Genomic DNA, 21,415 nt, shown 5'->3' on the forward strand with positions numbered 1-21,415 from the left:
TTAATCTATTCAGGAAATCAGCATGAACTTTCAACGTACGCCCATGGCGCGCGCAATGGTTACCGCCATGGCCGCCGCGGCCAGCCTGCCGCTGCACGCCCTCGCCCAGACCGAACCGCAAACCCTCGCACCCGTGGTGGTCAGCGCCACCCCTTTCAGCGCCAGCGAAGATGCGCAAATCCTTACCCCGGCCAAGATCCTGGCCGGCAGCGAATTGCGCGACAAGCTGGGCACCTCGCTCGGTGAGACCCTGTCGCACGAACTGGGCGTGTCTGCCTCGGCCTTCGGCGCCGGCGCTTCGCGCCCCATCATCCGCGGCATGGAAGGGCCGCGCGTAAAAATCCTGCAAAACGGCATGGCGGTGTCCGACGTCTCCAGCCTGTCGAATGACCACGCGGTCGCCGCCGATTTCGGCACGGCGCGCCAGATCGAAATCCTGCGCGGACCGGCTGCACTGCTGTACGGCTCCGGCGCCATTGGCGGCTTGGTCAACGTCGTCAATGAACGCATCCCCACCATGCTGCTGCCCAAGCCCACCGGTGAAGCCGAGTTGCGCGCAAGTTCGGCCGATCGCGGCAAAGCGCTGTCGCTCGCCGTCGATGGCAGCGCCGGCAATATCGGCCTGCACCTCGATGCGCAGGTCCACGAGACCGACGACTATCGCATCCCGGGTCTGGCTGCGCCGGCCAATCCGGCATCGGCGTCCGGCCGCCTGCCCAACGCTTTCACGCGCCAGCGCAATGTGGGGTTGGGAATGTCGCACGTGGCTGACTGGGGCCACATCGGCGCCTCGGTCGGCACACTCGACGACCATTACGGCATCCCTACCGACGAGCGCGCCTTCATTGATCTCAAAAAAAACCGCTACGATGTGGATGGCCTGTTCAAGGACCCGCTGCCCGGACTGGCCGCGATCAAGTTCAAGCTCGGCGCCACCGACTACACGCACACCGAAAAGCAGCAGGATGGCACGCCCGTCACCGACTTCCTCAACCGCACGCTGGAAGCCCGCCTTGAAGCCACGCACCTGCCGCTGGCTGGCTGGCGCGGCAGTTTCGGCATGCAGACCGAGCACAGCAACTTCGCGGCGCTGTCGGCCGCCACCGGCACGCCCGACGCCGTGCCGAAAACCCGCTCGACTTCCGTGGCCGGATTCCTCGTCGAGGAACGCGACTTCGGCCCGCTGCGCGCCAGCGCCGGCATGCGCATCGAAGCGGTCAAGCGCGCGCCGGATGCCGCCAGCGGCCTGGCGCGACGCAACTTCGACCTGGCTTCCTATTCGCTCGGCGGCCTGTGGCAATTCATGCCGGGCTATGGCGCCGGCCTCACCTGGTCGCGGGCCCAGCGCGCGCCGAGCACCGAAGAACTGTATTCCAACGGCCCGCACGAATCGACCTCGACTTTCGATATCGGCTCCCCGTCGCTCGGCAAGGAAACCTCGCACAATTTCGAAATCAGCCTGCAGAAAACCGCCGGGCTGATGCGCTGGAAAGCCAACCTGTTCCAGAACCAGGTGGACAATTTCGTCTACGGCCGCATCCCTGGAACCAGGGTGGACGAAGCCGGCGCAATCGATCCGACCGGCGAATTCACGCAGCGCTTCTGGTCGCAAGGCGACGCCACCATCCGCGGCGCCGAAGCCGAAGTCAGCTACAACCTGCGCGGCGAAGGCTGGTCGCTGCGCGGCTTTGCCGACACTTCGCGCGGCCATCTCAAGGGTGCCGGCAATCTGCCGCTGCAACCGGCCACGCGCTATGGCGTCGATGTCGGCTATCGCCAGGGCGACTGGCGCAGCGGCATATCACTGCTGCACGCGCAAAAGCAGGACCGCCTGGCCACCTTTGAAACCAGCCCCACGGCCGGCTACACGCAGGTTGATGCCAGCCTGTCATGGACTCAGCGGTACGGCCATTCCCGCATAACCTGGTTTGCGCTGGCAAAAAATTTGCTGGACCAGGACATTCGCGTAGCGACCTCGGTGCTGAAGGATAGTGTGCCGCTGGCGGGCCGCAACCTGGTGCTGGGCATGCGCGTGAATTTTTAAATCAGGCGCTTGTCCATAAGCGGGCGCACCGCCTCCAGCAGGGCGGCGATGCGCTTGCGCATGCGCACCACATGCGATCCTTCCCAGTACACCTGGCCGCAACCGGCGCAGCGGCGAAAACGCTGATGGCAGGCGCCGCTGCGCGCAGGCAAATCATCTTCCACCGCATCCCTCGACACCGGCGCCAGCAAGCCGTTGCAATTCAGGCAGCGCGACAATGGCCTGATTTCGCCAGCCAGCCGATAACGCGCCATCACGTCCAGCAACTGCTGGTCGCCATCGATTGTGTACAGATAGCAGCCACGCGCCACCGGCTTGCGCATCAGGAGGTCGCGGTCGCGCGTCAGCACGATGCGTTGCTCCTGCACGGCGATGCGAACGATATCGTCGTCAGAAAAATCGTTGCGATACAAAACGTCGAATCCCAACATGCGCAGATCGCGCGCCAGACGCCCCAGGTGGGCATCGGCGACAAACACTGAATGGCCCGACGGCTGCAACGATGCGCACGGCGGCGCCGGCATCAGGCAGGCGAATCGGGGATAGACACTGACATGATCCTGCTCGCGCAGGCGATAGGAAAAATCAACCGGTCGGCCATTCACCAGGATCAGCGCCACTTCCGTATGCGGCACGCCAAGCGCCTCGACCATGTGCTTGACGCTGGCATCCTGCGCGCAGACACGTTCGACGCTGCGCTGGCGCTGCGGCGGGGCGACGAACCGGTTGAGTTCGGCATAAAAGCGGAACCATGCGCTGGTCACGATGCATCCGCAGCGCCCGCTCCCGCCTAATGCGAACGTACTTGCCTGGCGGCGCTGTCAAACTGCCTGGCGGCGGCGATGCAATTGGTTTCCAGCGTATCCAGGACTTGCCTGCTGGCCTGAATGATTTGTTCAAGACGTGCATTCGCATGATCGAAGCTCAGCTGCATCGCATGGATGAAGCGGCTGTATTCCCCGGGAGCGCTACGGGAAATATCGGCGACCAATTCTGCAATTTCCGTATTGGTTTCGGCCATCTGAGCACCGAGCAAGGCAATCAGCTCGGCGTGCGTACCGGCGGCAATCCCCGCACAATTGCAGGCATATGCAGCAGCGCGTCGGGAGGACGCCCGCGCCTGCGCTCCCGCCAGCATGGTCAGTTCCTGCGTGCTATGAGACTGCATACCCTGCCGTAACATTTCCCCGGCCTCTTGCAATGATGCTCTGGCAGCGGGCGCATTCAAATCGGCAAACCTTCGCGCGCTGTCCAGGAGCTTGCCGTACAAAGCTGTATTCAAGTCGATTTGAATTTCCGTACTGCTCTGACTGGCATCGGAAAAATGATCGCGGAAAGTAAACATGATTGCCTCCTCGACTTCGACCGCTACAGATAATTTTATTGTAGGAGTCACAGCAGCGAAATCAAGAATAAAATTGTGCGGCGCATCAATCAAATTTCAATAATTCAATCCATTCCGGCATTTGCAGCGGTGCCTAGCCAGTCGCGCACGCCCTGCCCCGCGCACAAACCGGTGGCAAAGCAGGCATTCAGCAGATACCCGCCGGTCGGCGCCTCCCAATCAAGCATCTCGCCGGCGACAAAAACGCCAGGCAGCGCGGTGATCATGAGATTTTGATCAAGGCTGTCAAAGCGCACGCCACCGGCGGTGCTGATCGCTTCGGCAACGGGGCGGGTTGCGCGTACGGTGATCGGCAGGGATTTGATTGTCGCCGCCAGCGTAGCCGCATCGGCAAACTGTTCCTTGTTGAGCGCTTCGTGCAACAAGGCCAGCTTGACGCCGGAAATGCTGACGCGGCTTTGCAGATGGCTGGAGATCGAGCGCGATCCGCGCGGATGACTCACATCGGCCAACACCCGCGCAGCGTCGCGCCCGGGCGCCAGGTCAAGCGTAAAGGTAGCGCTGCCATGGGCATTCAAGTGCTCGCGCAACCGCTGCGAAAACGCATAAATCAGGCTGCCTTCGACGCCATGCGCGCCAATCACCATTTCGCCCTGGCGCTGCTCAGTACGACCATACGCATCGGTAAATGTCAGCGACACCGATTTGAGCTGCGCGCCGGCGAATTTGTCGCGCAAATGCGCACTCCATGCCACCTCGAAGCCGCAATTAGCGCTTTGCAATGGCGCGATCTTTACGCCCCGCGCCTGCAGCCACGGCAACCAGGCGCCGTCCGCCCCCAATTGCGGCCAACTGGCGCCGCCCAGCGCCAATACCGTGGCCTGCGGCTTGATCGAAATTTCGCCGCCGGGATGCGCCAGCCGCAATGTGCCATCGGCATTCCAGCCCAGCCAGCGATGCCGCACGTGCAAGCGCACACCTGCGCTGCGCAGGCGATGCAGCCAGGCCCGCAGCAGCGGGGCGGCCTTCATCTGTGTCGGAAATACGCGGCCCGAGCTGCCGACAAAGGTATCGATACCCAGCCCGTGGACCCATGCGCGCAAGGCGCTCGGCGGAAACCGGTCGAGCATTGCCTGCAACTGCGGCTGACGATCGCCATAACGGCCACAGAAAGCATCATAGGCTTCGCTGTGCGTGATATTCAAACCGCCGATGCCGGCCCGCAAAAACTTGCGGCCAACCGATGGCATGGCGTCGTAAACATCGACCTGCATGCCGTGCAGGCTCAATACTTCGGCAGCCATCAAGCCGGCCGGGCCGCCGCCCACCACCGCCACCACAGGCCTGGAGGAAGTCATGATTCGTGCCCTGCTCAGGCCGCCGGCGCCGCCGCGGGCGTCAGCAAATCCAGTTGCGCCTGCGCCAGATAGCACCATTCGCCCTCGGCCAAGCCCAGCGCATCCAGCGTCAGGCCGCCGATGGCGGTGCGGCACAGCGCGCTACAATGGTTGCCAGCCGCCGCCAGCATGCGTTTCACCTGATGGTACTTGCCCTGCTCCAGCACGATCTGCAGCCGGTGCGCGTCCAGCATGTTGCAGGTGACGGCGGCCAGCGGCGCCGGCTCGTCATGCAGCTGCACCCCGCCCAGCAATTGCGCGACCAGTTCCGGCGTCACCGGGTCATGGGTGGTGGCCACATACAGCTTGGGCACATGGCGCCGCGGCGAGGATTGCGCATGGATGAAGGCGCCATCGTCCGACAGCAGCAGCAAGCCGGTCGTGTCATGGTCCAGTCGTCCGACCGGCTGCACATCGCGCCACGAGAATTGCTCCGGCAAGAGTGTCAGCACGCCCGGGTGGTGGCTGGGCTTGCGTGAACATTCGAAATTGGCCGGTTTGTTAAGGGCGATATAGATGTGCTCGCGGTAAGTCCACTCCTCATCGAAGATGGAAAATACCAGCCCGGCAGTATCGAAACTGGCGCGGTAATCGTTGACGACAGTGCCATCGACCGAGACTTCGCCGTCGGCGATCAACTGGCGACAATACTTGCGGCTGCCAAATCCCTGCGACTGCAGGATACGGTCCAAGCTCAAACGTGCGCTCATGGGAATAATCAGGAATTTGCGGGAAAAGCGGCATTGTATGCCGCAATGCCGCTCAAGGCATGTGCTCCAACCGTCTTTCGCTGGCAAAGCGGCGCAGTTCACCGCTCAAGGGATCGGTAAAGGCAATTTCTCGCGCCAGCAATTGCAGTGGTCGGGAAACATCGTCCCCCTTGCAAGGCAAGGCCACCGGGTAAAAGGTGTCATTGACGATCGGCATGCCCAGCGCCGCCATGTGCAAACGCAGCTGGTGCTTTCTGCCGGTGACCGGGCGCAGGCGATACAGGCTCAACGCACCACGGTTTTCCAGCACTTCGATATGCGTTTCCGCATTCGGCTCGCCCTCGACCTCGGTCATGCAAATGAACGGTTCGCCATCCACCATGCGGCTGCGCCGGGTCATGGGAAAGACCAGGTCCGGCCGCGTCGGCGCCAGGGCTTCATAAACCTTGTCCATCGCGCGCTGCTGGAACAGCGACTGGTAAATGCCGCGCGTTGCCAAGTGATGGGAAAACAGCACCACGCCGGCGGTTTCACGGTCAAGCCGATGGAGCGGCGTCAAGTCCTGCAATCCAGTCGAGTGTTTCAGGCGCACCAACAGGGTTTCGCGCACGAAGCGCCCGCTCGGAATCACCGGCAGGAAATGCGGCTTGTCGACGACCAGGATATGCGCATCCTGGAACAGGATGGTCTCGGCAAAGGGGATCGGCGTCTCGTGCGCCAGTGCGCGGTAATAGAAAATGCAGGTGCCGCGCCGATAGGGGCTGTCGGGCCGCACGGGCGCTGCCTGCAAATCGACCACCTCGCCCTTTTCCATGCGCGCAGTCCACTCGGCTTCGCCCACTGCGGGAAAACGCGCCACCATGAAGGCCAGCATGTTTTCCCAGACGCCCTCCCCCAGCCAAAGGTAACTGGGCGAAACGCCATCACGCACCGGCAAGGGCGCGCTGAGTTTGCGTCGATTGGACCTGCTCATCGCTGCTCCAGCCGCCTCACCACTGACAAAAGGGGTGCGCAATCAGGCTGGAATTGAAATAACGCGCATCGTCCGTGACTTCCTTGCCGATCCACTCGGGCAAGGCGATCGCCTGCTCAACGCTGTCGAGCTCGACTTCGGCAACCACCAGCCCCAGGTTATCGCCGAGGAATTCATCGACTTCCCAACACAGCCCCTTGCAGGCCAGCGTATAGCGGCGCTTTTCGATCAGCGGCTTCAGGCACAAGGTCTCCAGCAGCGTGGCGGCATCCGCAAGTGGAATTTCATACTCGAATTCGGGGCGGGCAATTCCTGCCGCCAGGCCCTTGACCGTCATGAAAGCCCGTTCGCCGGCGATGCGCACACGCACGGTACGCGCCTTGTCGGTAGACAGATATCCTTGCCGGTACAGTACGCCCGCGGTGGCGCGCTTCCAGGCGTCGCCGGTGACGAGAAACTTGCGTTCGATTTCGATGGCCATAACTTGCTAACTAAAATGAAGCAACAGGATAGCAAAGATCGGCCGAATCGGCGCGCAAGGCGGACGAATAGCCAGCAAGAACCCACGAAAAAAATGGCAGCCCGCAGGCTGCCATCTTCATTCCAGATCCGCTCGCGCAGCGAGAATTTCAGGCCTTTTTACGCTTTGCAGCCAGCAGGCCGAGCAAACCGAGGCCGAACAGGGCCAGGCCGGTCGGCTCCGGCACCGGATTGGTACCGGAGAAGGTGCCGGCTTCGATGAACACGCCCGAATCCAGAGCGAAATCGCCCAGGTCCTTGATCAGGAATTCAAACGTATTCGTGCCAGTGATGCCTGTTGCCTGCGCAACCAGCACGGTAGTCAAACCGTCATACCCGAGATCCAGGCCCAAAACCGTGTTGTCACGATAGTAGGCGGCGTTGCTGCCATTATTGACATTATTGATCGAAACGACACCACCAGCACCAGGCAACAGGGCAACATTTACGCCATTCAGGCGCAATTCGAACTGGTCATTAAACTGCGAGCCCACCCATTCATTGTATTCTTCCGACGCAAACACATACTTGAAATAGACGTTACCGGTATCGCTGGTGAAATCGAATTTCAATGAAGTGGTCGTACCGGAAGTGTCGCCGCAGTTGGCGGAAGTATTCGGGCCCGGAGCGCAGTTGACAGTTCCGGTTGTCAGCAAAACGCCGCTGGCAAAACCGACCGAGTCCGCGCCGCCGGTAAATGTGCCGGTCGCAGTCGAACTTGCTGTCGAAAGAAATGTGGCATTGCTGATGGAAACGCCGGAGCCGCCCAAGGCATTTGCCAAGGCTGTTGCATTATTATTTGCGGTAACAACCAATGCGCTTGCCGAACTGGCGGCCATCGACAAAGTCAATGCTGCCAGGATAGAACTCAACTTGGAAAATTTCATGATTGACTCCTTTAAATTATTTTCGCCAGGATTTCAAAAACCAGTTACCAAAGCGACTTAAAGCGACAACTATGCCAGCATGAATTTTCATTAATTTTCAAATACTTACGAATTTTTCCATCGGAAAACATTTAAATACTGTAAAACCCATCGACAAGATTTCCCCTCACCTGACGTAGAGCAAAACTGCGCACAATGCGTCAAAGATTTCCCCGAGGAAGCATAGATTCTCCCAAGCAATACGCCTCCCCATTTCATAGTTGTTAAGGTATCATCACAGGCATGAATATCGGGCGCGTCTGCCCGACTCATGCAATGCTGCACGCCTGGCATAAATTTTCCCTTGATCAACTCGGGCCCGCACAACAAAGCGAAGACAATGCAAGTAATCGAAGAGATAAAGGCACTGCTGGCCGAAACACTGAACCTGGGCGCCCGCGCGGAAAGCCTGAATGCGCAATCCAGTTTGCTGGGCAGCTTGCCCGAACTCGATTCGATGGCGGTCATTCACCTCATCACCGCGCTCGAAGACCGCTTCGGCATCATGATCGAGGACGATGACATCAGCGCCAGCACCTTCGAAACGGTCGCCAGCCTGGCGGCATTTGTCGACAGCAAACTGGTGCAATGAACACGCCGCAGGAGATTCCTTCAGCGCGGCCGTTTTTCCTCGATGCCGGGTCCGGCAATCGCTTCTGTCTTTATCACGCGCCTATCAGCAAGAATGATTGCCGGGGTGCCATTATTTACGTTCATCCCTTTGCCGAGGAAATGAACAAATCCCGGCGCATGGCAGCACGCCAGGCCAGGACATTCGCTGCGCAAGGCTACGCCGTCCTGCAAATCGACCTGCTGGGTTGCGGCGACAGCAGCGGCGACTTCGCCGATGCGCGCTGGGAAATCTGGAAGGAGGATCTGGCGCATGCTTACGCCTGGTTGCGCCATGAAACCGCTGCCCCGATCAGCCTGTGGGGCCTGCGTCTCGGCGCCCTGCTGGCGCTGGATTTTGCCAGCGGCTTTCACGAAGAAATCCAGGGTTTGCTGCTCTGGCAACCGGTCCTGCGGGGCGAGCTATTCCTGACGCAATTTCTGCGACTGCAACTTGCCGCCGACATGCTCACCGGCCAGTCCCAAGGCGAGAATGGCACGCGGCAGCTGCGCGCCCGACTCCAGACAGGAACCAGCGTGGAAGTCGCCGGCTACCGGCTCGCGCCGGCGCTCGCGCAAGCCATCGATACCACGGATGCCGCCATCCTGGCACCGCCCCGCTGCACCACCTACTGGTTCGAACTCATGCAGGGCGCGGACCGCCCGCTAACGCCGGCGGCCAGCCGCCTGGCCGCCGCCTGGACGCAAAATTCGGTCGATCTGCGCATGCATCAGTTGCAATGTCCGGCATTTTGGATAGCGCAGGAAACCGTCGATTGTCCGGATTTATTATCGGCCACGAGCGCCGCTTTCGGCGTCGCGCCAACATGAATTTCGAGGAACGCGCCCTCGCTTTTCCCTGCCAGGGAGCCTGGCTGTACGGGATTTTGAGCATGCCCGCCGAAACGGCCTCACGCGGCGTGTTGATCGTGGTCGGCGGTCCGCAATATCGCGCCGGGAGTCACCGGCAATTTACGCTGCTAGCCCGGCAACTCGCATCGGAAGGCATCCCGGCGATGCGTTTCGACTACCGCGGCATGGGCGACAGCCAGGGTGCAATCCAAAACTTTGAAGATATCGGCGACGATATCAGCGCGGCGATCGACCAGTTCATGGCGGCCGTGCCCGGCCTGAAGGAAGTCGCCATCTGGGGATTGTGCGATGCCGCTTCCGCCGCAGCTTTTTACGCCCATCGGGATGAACGCGTGTGCGGACTCGCGCTGCTCAATCCCTGGGTCAGGACCGGCGAAGGCGCGGCCAGGGCGTACCTGAAGCATTACTATCTGAAGCGGGTATTCGACCCCGGGCTCTGGCAAAAAATTGCGCGCGGCCGCTTCGCTTGCAAGGCCGCCGGCCATTCGCTGCTGGCCATGCTTCGCACGGCGCTGCAATCGCGCCAGCGCCCGGATACAACAGACCAGGCGCCTGCGGTCCATGCGTCATCCAGCGCCATGCCCTTGCCAGAAAAAATGTATGAAGGACTAAACCGCTTCAATGGCCGGATCCTGCTGGTATTAAGCGGCGACGACATGACCGCGCAAGAATTCTCGGACCTGATCGCCACGTCGCGGCAATGGCGAAAATTGCTGCGTGACCGAAAAATCCGGCGTCATCGGCTGGCGGGCGCCAACCACACTTTTTCACAACAGGAATGGCGCGAACAAGTCGCCACCTGGACCCGGGATTGGCTGCGCTCATGGTGAGCCCGAGTGCAGTGCCGCCTCAGCGCAAAATCAGACGGTTGATATAGGCATCGAACGCCTGCGCCCCCTGGCGGGCAAGCGGGCGATAACGATAGGCATAGACGGGCAAAATCGAATACTGAAATTGCAGCAGCAGGCGTGGCCGCGTCGTCGGCACTTCGCCCTTGTGGATACCGTAGGTATCGGCGGCAAAGCCCATACCTGCGGGGCCGGTCACCGAAACGATTTGCTCGTCACCGTACGCCCTTCCCAATTCCTCATCGCCATAGGTGCGCAGACGCAGTGGCGCAGGCGCCCGATGCGAGCCTTTTACATAGACATGCGGTCCGCAGCCGTGCTCCACATCGGTGAGATAGACGAACACTTTCACGAAGCGCCAGTCATCCGAATCGCGGTGAAACGCCTGCAAGCCTTCACCCGGCGCATCGACAGGAAAGGACCAGCGCAAGCCGATCGCCGACAGCGTCGGTTTGCAGCCAATGTATTGCGTTGCCAGTGACAGTAATGCGGGACTGTTCGCCAGTTGCAGGATGTGGGGGCAATCAAGCACATCGCCCAGGCCATAATCGGCCATGCGCATATCCGCCGGGGCCGCCTTCAGAGGAAATGTTCGCCCGCGCGGGCCATGCTCCTCCAGCAATTTATCTGCCAAAAATCGATGGATTTCAACAAGTTGCGCCGGTGTAAAAAGTGTCCCCAGCGCAGCAAATCCGTCCGCCTTCAGCAATCGCGAGGCATCATTGACCTGCGTTGCCGTCGCCTGGTCAATCCGTTGTGCGCCTGCGCGCAGGCGCACAAGCGCACATAAACCGGAAACAATCATCCGGCGCATGACCGGGGCGGTCACCATGCGCTGGGTATAGTAAAACAGGCTTTGCGCAGGAGAAAACTCAGGGCCTGGCCATAATTGAGCAAGCTGCAACACATCTCCCTTTATTTATTTTTTGAGGCAAACCGTGGCAGTCTTGCCCCCGTGCATTTTGAAGAATATGCTTCAGACAACACTAAAAATTTTTAATAAAAATCAATGACTCGATATATTCCTCATGAAATTTCGTATGTCAGGTTTTTTTACATTAAAAAGAAAATTTTTCTTTTTAGAAAAATTCCAGAGAGATGCTGTGCGCTAAGTTTCTGATTCTTATTGTACAATTAATAAATTAACCAGCATTGGAATGTATATTGCTTAAGGGATGTTTAGTTTATATAAACGCGCCAACTGCCCATCCGCAGAAACAACCCTGAATAATCACAAGAGACCTCCCGACGGAACGTGACATGACGATAAAAAGCAGTCAGGACCAAACCAGTGGCGACGTTGCCGTGCCCGACGCCGCCCTTGGGGACGCGAACGCTACCAATCCATCCCGTCGGCATTTTGCCAAAACCGGGCTGGGCATCTCGGGGGTCATCCTGAGCCTGGCAAGCCGTCCCGTGCTGGGAAATGTTGTATGCAAGTCACCTTCTGGCTTTCTCTCCGGCAATGCCAGCACACATGGCCCACAACCGGTGTGCCAGGGCAGGTCGCCCGGCTACTGGAAAAACCATGAAGGCAGCTGGCCGATTGCGACGGATACCCAATTCAGCAGCGTGTTTACGACCAGCCAGACTTCCGTTTACGCACAATACACTTTCCTCCAGCTGCTGACGCCCCAGCAGGATGACAAGCACAACCTCGGCATGCACCTGGTCGCCGCCTACCTGAATGCAGTCAAAGGCTGGACGCCTTTCCTGACTGTCGAAACCATCCTGTCCATGTTTGCCGAATGGCAGTCAAAAGGCGTGTTTTCGCCCATCGCCACCGTGCAATGGAGCGCCCCTGACATTGTTTATTACCTCAAAGCCACGCAAGCTTGATGGCCGGTCTCTGCCCCAACTGCCTGCCGCGCCTGCGAACAGATACCCACTTTCATGAAATGGCAAGCCATCTCCCCGCAGTCGCTGCACACGCGCACCTGGGACGATGAAGTCGTGGTCTACGATGCGCTGTCCGGCAATACCCACTTGCTGGGCCTGGCAGCCGCCCGCTTGCTGGCGGCGATCGCACAAGCCCCGGGCGATATTGCCGCGCTTGCGCACACGCTTGAGCAGCACTGGCCGGACCTGACAGCTGAAGAGGCGCATACGCACGTGGACGCCATGCTCGCCGAGCTTGCCGGCATTGGCCTGATCGCCGCCGTCTCACCTTGAACATTTCCGCCCTGAGCCCGGCACAGTTGCAGCAGCGCTTGCGCGAGCGCGGTTTATGCATCCGCACCGGCCCTTTCGTCACGCGCGTGCATACCTCCCTGGCCGCCGCTGCGGAAGGCATCGGCTTGCTGTATGCCGATTACCCGCTGGCCGAGGAAGAGGATTTCGCCGACTTCCATATCCGGCTTGCCCTGCCCAACGGCTTGCGGCGCTGGCTCAAGCCGCAGGTGCTGTTCCTGTTCGACGGCACCCGCACTTTCAAGCCGCTGCCGGCCGACCAGGCCTTTCCCATGTTCGAATGGGGTCTGAACTGGTGCGTCTCCAGCCACGCCCAAAGCTACCTGATCATCCATGCCGCCGTGCTGGAAAAACACGGCCATGCGGTCATCCTGCCGGCCCCGCCAGGCTCGGGCAAAAGCACCCTGTGCGCCGCCCTGGCCCAACGCGGCTGGCGCCTGCTGTCGGACGAACTGGCACTGATCCGCATCGCGGACGGCTGCGTCGTTCCGCTGCCGCGGCCGGTGAGCCTGAAAAATGCTTCGATCGACATCATGCGCCAATACACGCCGGACGCGGTCTTCAGCCGCCAGGTCCGCGATACCATGAAAGGCACGGTGGCGCACATGAAAGCGCCGGCCGACAGCGTTGCCCGCGCCAGCGAATGCGCCCGTCCCGGCTGGGTGATTTTCCCGCGCTACGAAGCCGGCGCCGATGCGCGCCTGACTGTCGTGCCGAAAGCCCGCGCCTTCATGCGCGCCGCCGACAATGCCTTCAATTACAGCTTGCTGGGCCAGCAAGGCTTCGCCAGCCTGGCAGGATTGATCGGCGCATCGTCCTGCTACGACTTCACGTACAGCAAGCTCGATGAAGCCATCGATACCTTCAACCAGCTGGCGCTGCCAGCCCTGCTGCCATGACAGCACCGCCTCTGCTATTGCAAGCGCTGCGGCAACCGGATCGCCTTGCTTCGTTCGGGCTGGCAGATTGGGACATGCTGATCCGCCAGGCGCGCAAAGCCAACCTCTTGGCCAGTCTTCACGCTATCGTGAATGAGCACGGCCTGTTCGCAGCCATCCCCGCGCAGGCGCGCGAACATCTCGGCTGGGCACATGCGCTCGCCGAACGGCATGTGCTGGCGGTGCGTCATGAAGTTTCCCTGATCGGGCAAGCGTTGGCAGCCAGTGGCGTGCCCATCATCCTGCTCAAAGGCGCCGCCTATGTCATGGCGCAACTGCCCGGCGCGCGCGGCCGGCTGTTTTCCGATATCGACATCCTGGTCCCCAAAGAAAAGCTGGACCAAGTCGAAGCGGCGCTGATGCTGCATGGCTGGGCAGCGACCCACCATGACGCCTACGACCAGCGCTATTACCGCACCTGGATGCACGAGTTGCCGCCGATGCGGCATATCCGCCGCATGACCGTCATCGATGTGCATCATGCGATCGTGCCGGAAACCGCTCCCGTGCATCCCGACCCCGCAAAACTGCGCGCCGCGGCATGCCCGGTGGCGGGGCATACCGCCTTGCTGACACTGGCGCCGGCCGACATGGTCTTGCACAGCGCCGTGCATCTGTTCCATGACGGCGAACTGGAGAACGGCCTGCGCGACCTGGTCGACCTCGACAATCTGCTGCGCCATTTCGGCCGCCAGCCGGCGTTCTGGCCGCTGCTGATTGAACGCGCCGTGGCGCTGGAACTGACCCGGCCCTTGTTTTACGCATTGCGCTATACCGCCCGCATGCTGCATACCAGCATCCCGCCCGACACACTGGCACAGGCGGCGCAACTGGGCCGCCCCGGCAATGCCCTGCTGGCCATGATGGATGCGCTCTTCCTGCGCGCCCTCTTGCCGGACCATGCGGGATGTACAGACAGCCTGAGCGGCATCGCCCGCACGCTGCTGTACATACGCGCCAACTGGCTGCGCATGCCGCCCCTGCTGCTGGCGCAGCATCTGTTTCACAAGGCGTTTATTTCATCGAAACCGGAAGATTGACCGGCTCCCCCGCGCACTCATGACTGGCCGCACGCTGTTCATACTGTTGTTGATGCTGGCAATGCACAGCCTCGCAGTCGATACTGCCCGCGCAGGCGAAGCATTCGCTGGCGCTATGGATGGCATTACAAAACTTTCTGTAGAAGAACAGACCGCATTGGGCGCACGCCATGAACATGCCGAAGGCGTGCCGCAGGATTATCGCAAGGCAATTGCGTTGTATTGCATGGCGGCAAAAACTGGCCATGCAAACGCCCAGTACGCGCTTGGATGGATGTATGCCCATGGCAGAGGGATCGACAGGGATGATGGCATTGCCCGGCATTTCTTCGAAATGGCCGCCCGCCAGGGACACACGCAGGCGCAGGAAATGCTGCGCTACATTCCTGCCGATGCGGCATTCACCCTGCCCGCCTGCCTGCTGCCTCCGACGCCCGCCCCTGTCGACCTGGAAAGTCTGGCGCCTGTTTATCCCAGAGGGCCGGTTTACGATCTCGTACACAAACTGGCACCGCGCTATGGCATCGATCCCCAACTGGCATTGGCGATCATCCGCGTGGAATCCGCTTTCAATTCGCGGGCAGTCTCGCCTAAAAATGCCCATGGCCTGATGCAATTGATACCCGAAACAGCACGAAGATTCCGGGTAAAGGATGCGGTTGATCCCGAAGAAAACATCAAGGGGGCGCTTTCATACTTGCAATGGCTTTTAGCCTTTTTTCAGGGAAATGTCCCCTTGGTGGTTGCGGCATATAACGCCGGCGAACGCGCGGTGCAATATCATCGCGGCCCCCCCTTATCCGGAAACACAAAACTACGTTCGGAAAATTACTGCGCTGTATAGAAAATCCACCCATCCTTTCAGAAGTAACTTTTTATCAACGAGCGCAGTTAGCCTGAAATAAATTGTTTCGGCTTGCGTGCCATCTTTTCAGTGTCGACCATTCTTACACTCACCCCCTTAAATTTCTGTAAGTAGTTGATTTTATTGACTGGCACGCTATCTGCTTTATGTTTGCCGAAACAATAATTTTTGAATGCATACAGCACTTAAGGAAGGTTAATATGAACATGATCAAATCTTTTCTGGCTGGCGTTGCGCTCGTCGCCTCGACGTCAGCTTTCGCTACGCCGGTTTTTCTGGGCGGGGAATCGCCCGATCTGCAAACCGTGATCAACAGCCTGTACACTGCTGCAGGCACGTCGCTGTCGGCCGCACCTGATGTCAACCTGAACCAGGCAGATGAAGGCGGCACGTTCCTGATCGAAGCCTCCGGCGGTTCCGTCTCGACCATGATCATCGAAGTTGCCGGCAGTGCAAGCACGAATACTTTCGGCATCTACGATATCTACAATCCGACGACCTACCTGCAACTGTTCAGCGGCGCTGCCTCCAGCGGCGGCCAGGCGTTCCTGAGCGTCAACGACTCGAACCAGTTTTCGGTCAACTTCGGCACCGGCGTGCAGTTCACCAGCTCCTTGTTTGGCTATTATCTCGGCACCGCGAACGGCCCGACGTTTTACTCGCAAGCCAGCCTGAACGGCGGTAATGACCAGCTGGTCGCCTTCCAGGGCGATGGCGACTGGATCAAGCTGCCGACCAGAGCGCCGGGCGTGTGGGGTTCGGCGAGCTTCATCCTGGCATGGGAAGACCAGCTGGCGGCCTATTCGGACAAGGATTACCAGGACATGGTGGTCTATGTCGAGTCCATCACTGTTCCCGAGCCGGGTTCGCTGGCCTTGCTGGGTCTCGGCCTGGCCGGCCTGGCGGGACTTGCACGGCGCAAGAAGCAGGCCTGATCATCGCATCAACATCATGGTAACGGCGTAGCGCCAGCTGCTCCAGGTTTCCGAGAAACCCCGCCTTTTCTGGAAGGCGGGTTTTTTTGCATGCGCGCCTGCTTCGAGCATCCGCCAACTTTCATGGGGAATTCTCAGGGGCGCTCAGATAATCTGCAATTTTAATTCCACATAGAAACTTTTAAACGATTTTTACACGATTTTTCACAATTTGACTGTGGGAAATGTTGATAAGTTGTAGTAATCTTTTGACTAGCCTTTTTTTCAATGGGGCAATTTTTCTGCAGACTGGCGATGTTACGAATATCCAATCACCACGTATCCAAAATAATTTCCATCCTGTTTGCCGTGGAAGTTCTTGTCCTGATCGTGTCGGTCTATCTCGGCACCAGCATTCGCTTCCGCGATACGACGGACAGCTTCGCGGCGCATTTCGACCGCTTCTTCCTGCCAGCCTGCGCCTTTACCATGACCATGCTCTTCAGCATGAGCGCGCTGGGCATGTATCAACTCAAATACCGCGAAGGTTTTCGCAATACCCTCCTGCGCCTGATGCCGGCCTTCGCCCTCGGCTTCGGCATCCTGACCCTGGTTTTCTATCTGCTGCCCGAGCTGTATTTTGGCCGCGGCATTCTAGGCCTGGTTATCGTCATATCGGCCACGGGAATCCTGCTGGCGCGCGTGCTGATTTTCAAATCCTCGGAATTCGGCCTGCTCGAATCACGCATTATTTTCGTCGGCAGCGGCGCGCTGGCCAAGGAATGCGGGCAGCTTGCCAAACACAATATTGCCTACCACAAGTATCACATCGTCGGCTATGTCCCGGTGTCGGGGGAAGACACACGCGTTGTCGCCTCCGCCATGCTGCAAGGCGGCGAGCCGCTGGCTGCCATGGCGACCAGACATAACGTGGGAGAAATCATCGTTTCGGTGGAAAACCGCCGCGGCGGCAACCTCCCCATCAAGGAACTGCTGGACTGCAAGCTCAACGGCATCAAGGTCACGGATGCCGCCACCTTCTTCGAACGCGAAGCCTGCCAGATCCGCGTCGACTCGCTGCAACCGAGCTGGCTGGTGTTCGGCACCGGCTTCGATCAAAGCTTTTTGCGCGCCTTTTGCAAGCGCAGCTTCGACCTGGTGGTCAGCCTGCTGATCTTCACGGTATCGATTCCGGCGATGCTGATCACCTCCCTGTGCATTTATCTCGAAGACAAGGGGCCGATCCTGTACAAGCAGGAGCGGGTCGGCAAGGATGGCCGAACCTATATGGTCCTGAAGTTCCGCAGCATGCGCAACGATGCTGAAAAGGCCGGTAACCCCCAGTGGGCGAAATCGAACGATCCGAGGACCACCCGCGTCGGCAACATCATCCGCAAGCTGCGCATCGATGAACTGCCGCAGATCCTGAATGTGCTGAAAGGCGAAATGAGTTTTGTCGGACCGCGCCCGGAACGCCCCTTCTTCGTGCAGCAGCTGAACGAACAAATCCCTTTCTATAACGTCCGTCACAGCATCAAGCCCGGCATCACCGGCATGGCACAGGTGCGTTATGCCTACGGCGCCTCGGTCGAGGATGCCGTGCAAAAACTGCAGTACGACCTCTACTATGTCAAGAACAATAGCCTGTTCCTCGACATCCTGATCCTGATCGATACCTTGCAGGTGGTGTTGCTGGGCAAGGGCGCGCGTTAATGGCGGCGGAGCGCATCGCATGCTAGGCAATATCGCGACCGTGAGCTATGCCAGCGCCGCGCTGGCATTCCTGTTTTTGAGCATGCTGCTGCTGACGAGCTGGCGCGGCCGCTTGCACGGCATGGCCGTCACCAGCGCCTGTCTGCTGAGCGCCGGCTGGGCTGCGGCACTGGCCTGGCAAGCGGCTTCGGCAACCCCCGTGCCCCTGCTTTCGCACATTCTGGAATTGCTGCGCGGGGCTTGCTGGTGCGCCTTCCTGTTCGTGCTATTGAAGCCGGCGAGCGGCGCCAGGCTGTTCGCCGTTTTGAAAAGCAAACGTTTCCTGGTCGGCGTGGCGCTTATGGCTGCGGTGTTTTTCTTGCAGCCCGCTTTCCTGTTTGCCTTGATTGGCTTGACCGCCACCCCGCTCGCGCGGCTCGCACTGGCAATCGCCGGCATGCTGCTGGTGGAACAGCTGTTCAGGAATACGCCGCCGCGCGAGCGCTGGGGCATCAAGTTTGCCTGCCTCGGCATCGGCGGCATGTTCGCCTATGATTTCTATCTGTACAGCGACGCCATGCTGTTCCGTCACGTCAATCCCGAAATCTGGACTGCCCGCGGCGGCGTCAATGCGCTGGCAGTGCCGCTGCTGGCGATTTCGGCCGCGCGCAATCCGCAGTGGTCGCCCGGAATTTCCGTGTCGCGCCGGGTGCTCTACCATTCGGCTGCACTGTTTGGTTCGGCCATCTATCTCCTGGCCATGGCGGCGGCCGGCTACTACCTGCGTTTCTTCGGCGGCAACTGGGGCAACGTGATGCAGGCGGTGTTCCTGTCGGGTGCCCTGGTCCTGCTGGCTGCGGTGCTGTTTTCCGGCGCCTGCCGCGCCTGGCTGCGGGTATTCATCAGCAAGCATTTCTACAGCTATGGCTATGACTACCGGGAAGAGTGGATGCGCTTTACCCGCACCCTGTCCAGGCAAGGCCCCGAACTGGGCGAGCGCACCATCCAGGCAGTGGCGGACCTGGTGGAAAGCCCCGCGGGTGCCCTGTACATTGCACGCGAATCCGGCCAGTGCGAAGCGACCGCGCACTGGAACCTGACGCCTCCCGACGCGACTGAAGCGCTCGATGGCGTGTTTTGCCGCTTCCTGGAAAACAAGGAATGGGTCGTCGATTTGCAAGAGGAACGCGCCGCTACCGGCAACCAGACCGAAGCCATCATCCCGCCATGGCTGCTGCATTTTCCACGGGCGCGGCTGGTAGTGCCGCTGCTGTTGCAAGGCAAGCTGTTCGGCTTCATGGTGCTGGCCGAACCGCGCAGCCACATCAGCCTGAACTGGGAAGTGCTGGATTTGCTGAAAATCGCCGGCAGCCAGGCGGCGAGTTACCTGGCCCAGCAGGAAAGCGCGAACGCGTTGATGGTGGCGCGCCAGTTCGAATCCTTCAACCGCATGTCCACCTTCATGGTGCATGACCTGAAGAACCTGGTATTCCAGCTCTCGCTGCTGCTGTCGAATGCGGAAAAGCACAAGCACAACCCGGCCTTCCAGCAAGACATGCTGGAAACCGTCGATCTCTCGGTACAGAAGATGAAGCTGTTGCTGCAAAAGCTGGCCAGGGGCATATCGGTTGAAACGCCGGCTTCGCTGCCGCTGGAACAGCTGTTGCGGCAAGCAGTCGCAGCAAAATCCGGAGCCGAACCCAAGCCGACGCTTGATGTCGCCGACAGCAGGCTTGCCGTGTTCGCCAACTGGTCGCGCCTGGAACGGGTGATCGGCCACTTGATCCAGAATGCTATCGAAGCCACACCCAAGGATGGTAAAGTGAGCGTCCTGCTGGAACGGCAGGCGGATTGCGCAGTCGTGACCGTCAAGGATAGCGGCACCGGCATGAGCGCGGAATTCATCCGCGAGAAACTGTTTCACCCCTTTGAATCGACCAAGGCAGGCGGCATGGGCATCGGCGTGTTCGAAAGCCGCGAATACGTCAATGAACTGGGCGGCCGGCTCGAGGTGGAAAGCCGGCCATCGCAAGGCACGACTTTCCGCCTCAGCCTGCCGCTGCGACAGGAAGAAGAGCGCGCGGCCGATCTGGCTGCGTAAGACAGTATTGGAACGAACAAGGGCGTAATCAGGGCAAAAGGGAATACGTGAGCCAAAACAGGAAAAAACTGCTCGTCATCGAAGATGACCCGGGCCTGCAAAAGCAGTTGCGCTGGAGCTTCGACGCATATGAGGTACTGGTGGCAGGCGACCGCGCCGCTGCTCTGGCCGAAGTGCGGCGCCACGAGCCTGCGGTCATCACCATGGACCTCGGCTTGCCGCCCGACCCCGACGGCGCCTCGGAAGGACTGGCGACCTTGCAGCAGATCCTGGCGCTGACACCGGATGCCAAGATCATCGTCCTGTCCGGTAACCAGGAACGCGCCAATGCAGTCAAGGCGATCGGCATGGGCGCCTACGATTTCCACCAGAAGCCCTTCGAGCCCGAATTGCTGGCGCTGGTGATCGAACGCGCTTTTTTCCTGCATGCGCTGCAGCAGGAAAACCGCCAGCTGCTGCAGACCCAGGGCGATTCCCCGATGGGTGGCATCGTCAGCCGCGATCCCGGCATGCTGAAAGTGTGCCGCAGCATCGAGAAGGTGGCGCCCTCCTCTGCCACCGTGATGGTGCTGGGCGAAAGCGGCACCGGCAAGGAAGTGCTGGCGCGCGCGCTGCACCAGTTGAGCCCGCGCCGCGACAAGCGCTTCATGGCGATCAACTGCGCCGCGATTCCCGAAAATCTGCTGGAAAGCGAATTGTTCGGCTATGAAAAAGGCGCCTTCACGGGCGCTGCCAAGCAAACCGTCGGCAAGATCGAACTGGCCCATGAAGGCACATTCTTCCTCGACGAAGTGGGCGACCTGCCAATGGCGCTGCAGGCCAAACTGCTGCGCTTCCTGCAGGAGCGCGTGATCGAGCGGATCGGCGGCCACAAGGAAATCCCGGTGGACGTGCGCATCGTCTGCGCCACCCACCAAAAACTCAAGGAACTGACCGCCGCCGGAAAATTCCGCGAAGACCTGTATTACCGGCTGAGCGAGATCGTCGTCACGATTCCGCCCTTGCGCGAACGCATCGGCGACGCCGCTTTGCTGGCGCACCACTTCAAGAACCGCTTCAGCGACGCCGAGGGGCGCTCGCGCCTGAATTTCAGCGCCGACGCCCTGGCCATGATCGAAAGCCACACCTGGCCCGGCAACGTGCGTGAAATGGAAAACTGCATCAAACGGGCCGTCATCATGACCGACGGCCCGCAGATCACCGCCGACGACCTCGGGCTGGCGGAGTCCGGCGCGACGGAAGAGCCGCTCAACCTGCGCCAGATACGCGACGAGGCTGAATACAAGGCGCTGGTAAAGGCGCTGGCGCGAACCGACGGCAATATCGTCAAGGCCGCCGAAATGCTGGGGGTGAGCCGGCCGACCATTTACGATCTGATGACCCGCCACGGCGTCAAGCAGGCTTGAACTGCGGTGTAACACCAGCCATGTC

General features: G+C 60.1%; 21 protein-coding genes. 13 read left to right on the forward strand and 8 right to left on the reverse strand.

Features of this window, described 5'->3' with window-relative positions; genetic code table 11:
* Positions 1-22 precede the first annotated feature (22 nt).
* Positions 23-2,044 carry a TonB-dependent receptor gene (locus D3878_RS09945; protein WP_119785321.1) on the forward strand — a complete coding sequence of 674 codons (2,022 nt, stop codon included), beginning with the start codon at positions 23-25 and terminating at the stop codon, positions 2,042-2,044.
* On the opposite strand, the gene D3878_RS09950 is transcribed toward D3878_RS09945, so the two are convergent.
* The 7 genes from D3878_RS09950 to D3878_RS23775 form a co-directional block, all read right to left on the reverse strand.
* Positions 2,041-2,808: a Mut7-C RNAse domain-containing protein gene (locus D3878_RS09950; protein WP_119785322.1), complete on the reverse strand. Its 768-nt coding sequence runs from the start codon at positions 2,806-2,808 to the stop codon at positions 2,041-2,043. The genes D3878_RS09945 and D3878_RS09950 overlap by 4 nt on opposite strands.
* Before the next feature lie 26 nt (positions 2,809-2,834).
* The gene (locus D3878_RS09955) at positions 2,835-3,482 is read right to left on the reverse strand and encodes a phasin family protein (protein WP_147383916.1); all 648 of its coding nucleotides are present in this window, start codon (positions 3,480-3,482) and stop codon (positions 2,835-2,837) included.
* An 11-nt stretch (positions 3,483-3,493) separates the two neighbouring features.
* Positions 3,494-4,747 (reverse strand): TIGR03862 family flavoprotein, encoded by a 1,254-nt coding sequence (locus D3878_RS09960; protein WP_119787815.1) that lies wholly within the window; start codon positions 4,745-4,747, stop codon positions 3,494-3,496.
* A 14-nt stretch (positions 4,748-4,761) separates the two neighbouring features.
* Positions 4,762-5,496, reverse strand: a complete 735-nt coding sequence (locus D3878_RS09965) for a pseudouridine synthase (protein ID WP_119785324.1) — start codon at positions 5,494-5,496, stop codon at positions 4,762-4,764.
* A gap of 52 nt (positions 5,497-5,548) precedes the next feature.
* Positions 5,549-6,469 (reverse strand): RluA family pseudouridine synthase, encoded by a 921-nt coding sequence (locus D3878_RS09970; RefSeq protein WP_119785325.1) that lies wholly within the window; start codon positions 6,467-6,469, stop codon positions 5,549-5,551.
* Between the two features lie 16 nt (positions 6,470-6,485).
* Positions 6,486-6,950 carry a CYTH domain-containing protein gene (locus D3878_RS09975; RefSeq protein ID WP_119785326.1) on the reverse strand — a complete coding sequence of 155 codons (465 nt, stop codon included), beginning with the start codon at positions 6,948-6,950 and terminating at the stop codon, positions 6,486-6,488.
* A 148-nt stretch (positions 6,951-7,098) separates the two neighbouring features.
* Positions 7,099-7,875: a choice-of-anchor L family PEP-CTERM protein gene (locus D3878_RS23775; protein ID WP_119785327.1), complete on the reverse strand. Its 777-nt coding sequence runs from the start codon at positions 7,873-7,875 to the stop codon at positions 7,099-7,101.
* Between the two features lie 379 nt (positions 7,876-8,254).
* On the opposite strand from D3878_RS23775, the gene D3878_RS09985 reads away from it, so the two are divergent.
* From D3878_RS09985 to D3878_RS09995, 3 genes are read left to right on the forward strand one after another with little or no spacing between them, the layout of a single operon-like run.
* Entirely contained in the window at positions 8,255-8,506 is a 252-nt protein-coding gene (locus D3878_RS09985) for an acyl carrier protein (protein WP_119787816.1), read from the forward strand.
* Complete coding sequence (locus D3878_RS09990) at positions 8,503-9,354, forward strand: hydrolase 2, exosortase A system-associated (RefSeq protein ID WP_119785328.1); 852 nt, start codon at positions 8,503-8,505, stop codon at positions 9,352-9,354. Before D3878_RS09985 ends, D3878_RS09990 begins: the two co-directional genes overlap by 4 nt.
* Positions 9,300-10,226, forward strand: coding sequence for a hydrolase 1, exosortase A system-associated (locus D3878_RS09995; RefSeq protein WP_233556296.1), 927 nt, complete (start codon positions 9,300-9,302; stop codon positions 10,224-10,226). Before D3878_RS09990 ends, D3878_RS09995 begins: the two co-directional genes overlap by 55 nt.
* A 19-nt stretch (positions 10,227-10,245) precedes the next feature.
* Here D3878_RS09995 and D3878_RS10000 read toward each other — a convergent pair whose 3' ends face one another.
* Positions 10,246-11,148 (reverse strand): phytanoyl-CoA dioxygenase family protein, encoded by a 903-nt coding sequence (locus D3878_RS10000; protein ID WP_147383917.1) that lies wholly within the window; start codon positions 11,146-11,148, stop codon positions 10,246-10,248.
* 356 nt (positions 11,149-11,504) lie between these two features.
* Here D3878_RS10000 and D3878_RS10005 point away from each other — a divergent pair, with 356 nt between their 5' ends.
* From D3878_RS10005 to prsR, 9 genes are all read left to right on the forward strand, one after another.
* Complete coding sequence (locus D3878_RS10005) at positions 11,505-12,083, forward strand: hypothetical protein (protein ID WP_119785331.1); 579 nt, start codon at positions 11,505-11,507, stop codon at positions 12,081-12,083.
* A 54-nt stretch (positions 12,084-12,137) separates the two neighbouring features.
* Positions 12,138-12,416 carry an HPr-rel-A system PqqD family peptide chaperone gene (locus tag D3878_RS10010; RefSeq protein ID WP_119785332.1) on the forward strand — a complete coding sequence of 93 codons (279 nt, stop codon included), beginning with the start codon at positions 12,138-12,140 and terminating at the stop codon, positions 12,414-12,416.
* On the forward strand, positions 12,413-13,333 hold the full coding sequence (locus D3878_RS10015; RefSeq protein ID WP_119785333.1) for an HprK-related kinase A: 921 nt from the start codon (positions 12,413-12,415) through the stop codon (positions 13,331-13,333). Before D3878_RS10010 ends, D3878_RS10015 begins: the two co-directional genes overlap by 4 nt.
* A complete protein-coding gene (locus tag D3878_RS10020; RefSeq protein WP_119785334.1) occupies positions 13,330-14,412 on the forward strand; it encodes a nucleotidyltransferase domain-containing protein in 1,083 nt (360 codons plus the stop codon). The genes D3878_RS10015 and D3878_RS10020 overlap by 4 nt, the downstream gene beginning before the upstream one ends.
* Before the next feature lie 115 nt (positions 14,413-14,527).
* A complete protein-coding gene (locus tag D3878_RS10025) occupies positions 14,528-15,256 on the forward strand; it encodes a transglycosylase SLT domain-containing protein (protein ID WP_420799578.1) in 729 nt (242 codons plus the stop codon).
* A 221-nt stretch (positions 15,257-15,477) separates the two neighbouring features.
* On the forward strand, positions 15,478-16,212 hold the full coding sequence (locus D3878_RS10030) for a PEP-CTERM sorting domain-containing protein (RefSeq protein WP_119785336.1): 735 nt from the start codon (positions 15,478-15,480) through the stop codon (positions 16,210-16,212).
* A 294-nt stretch (positions 16,213-16,506) separates the two neighbouring features.
* Positions 16,507-17,904 (forward strand): TIGR03013 family XrtA/PEP-CTERM system glycosyltransferase, encoded by a 1,398-nt coding sequence (locus D3878_RS10035; RefSeq protein ID WP_119785337.1) that lies wholly within the window; start codon positions 16,507-16,509, stop codon positions 17,902-17,904.
* 19 nt (positions 17,905-17,923) lie between these two features.
* Positions 17,924-19,984, forward strand: coding sequence for an XrtA/PEP-CTERM system histidine kinase PrsK (prsK, locus tag D3878_RS10040; RefSeq protein ID WP_119785338.1), 2,061 nt, complete (start codon positions 17,924-17,926; stop codon positions 19,982-19,984).
* Positions 19,985-20,031: 47 nt separating this feature from the next.
* A complete protein-coding gene (gene prsR / locus D3878_RS10045) occupies positions 20,032-21,390 on the forward strand; it encodes a PEP-CTERM-box response regulator transcription factor (protein ID WP_119785339.1) in 1,359 nt (452 codons plus the stop codon).
* Positions 21,391-21,415: the final 25 nt, after the last annotated feature.

It is taken from the genome of Noviherbaspirillum sedimenti, from assembly GCF_003590835.1.
In the GTDB taxonomy this organism is placed as follows: domain Bacteria; phylum Pseudomonadota; class Gammaproteobacteria; order Burkholderiales; family Burkholderiaceae_D; genus Paucimonas; species Paucimonas sedimenti.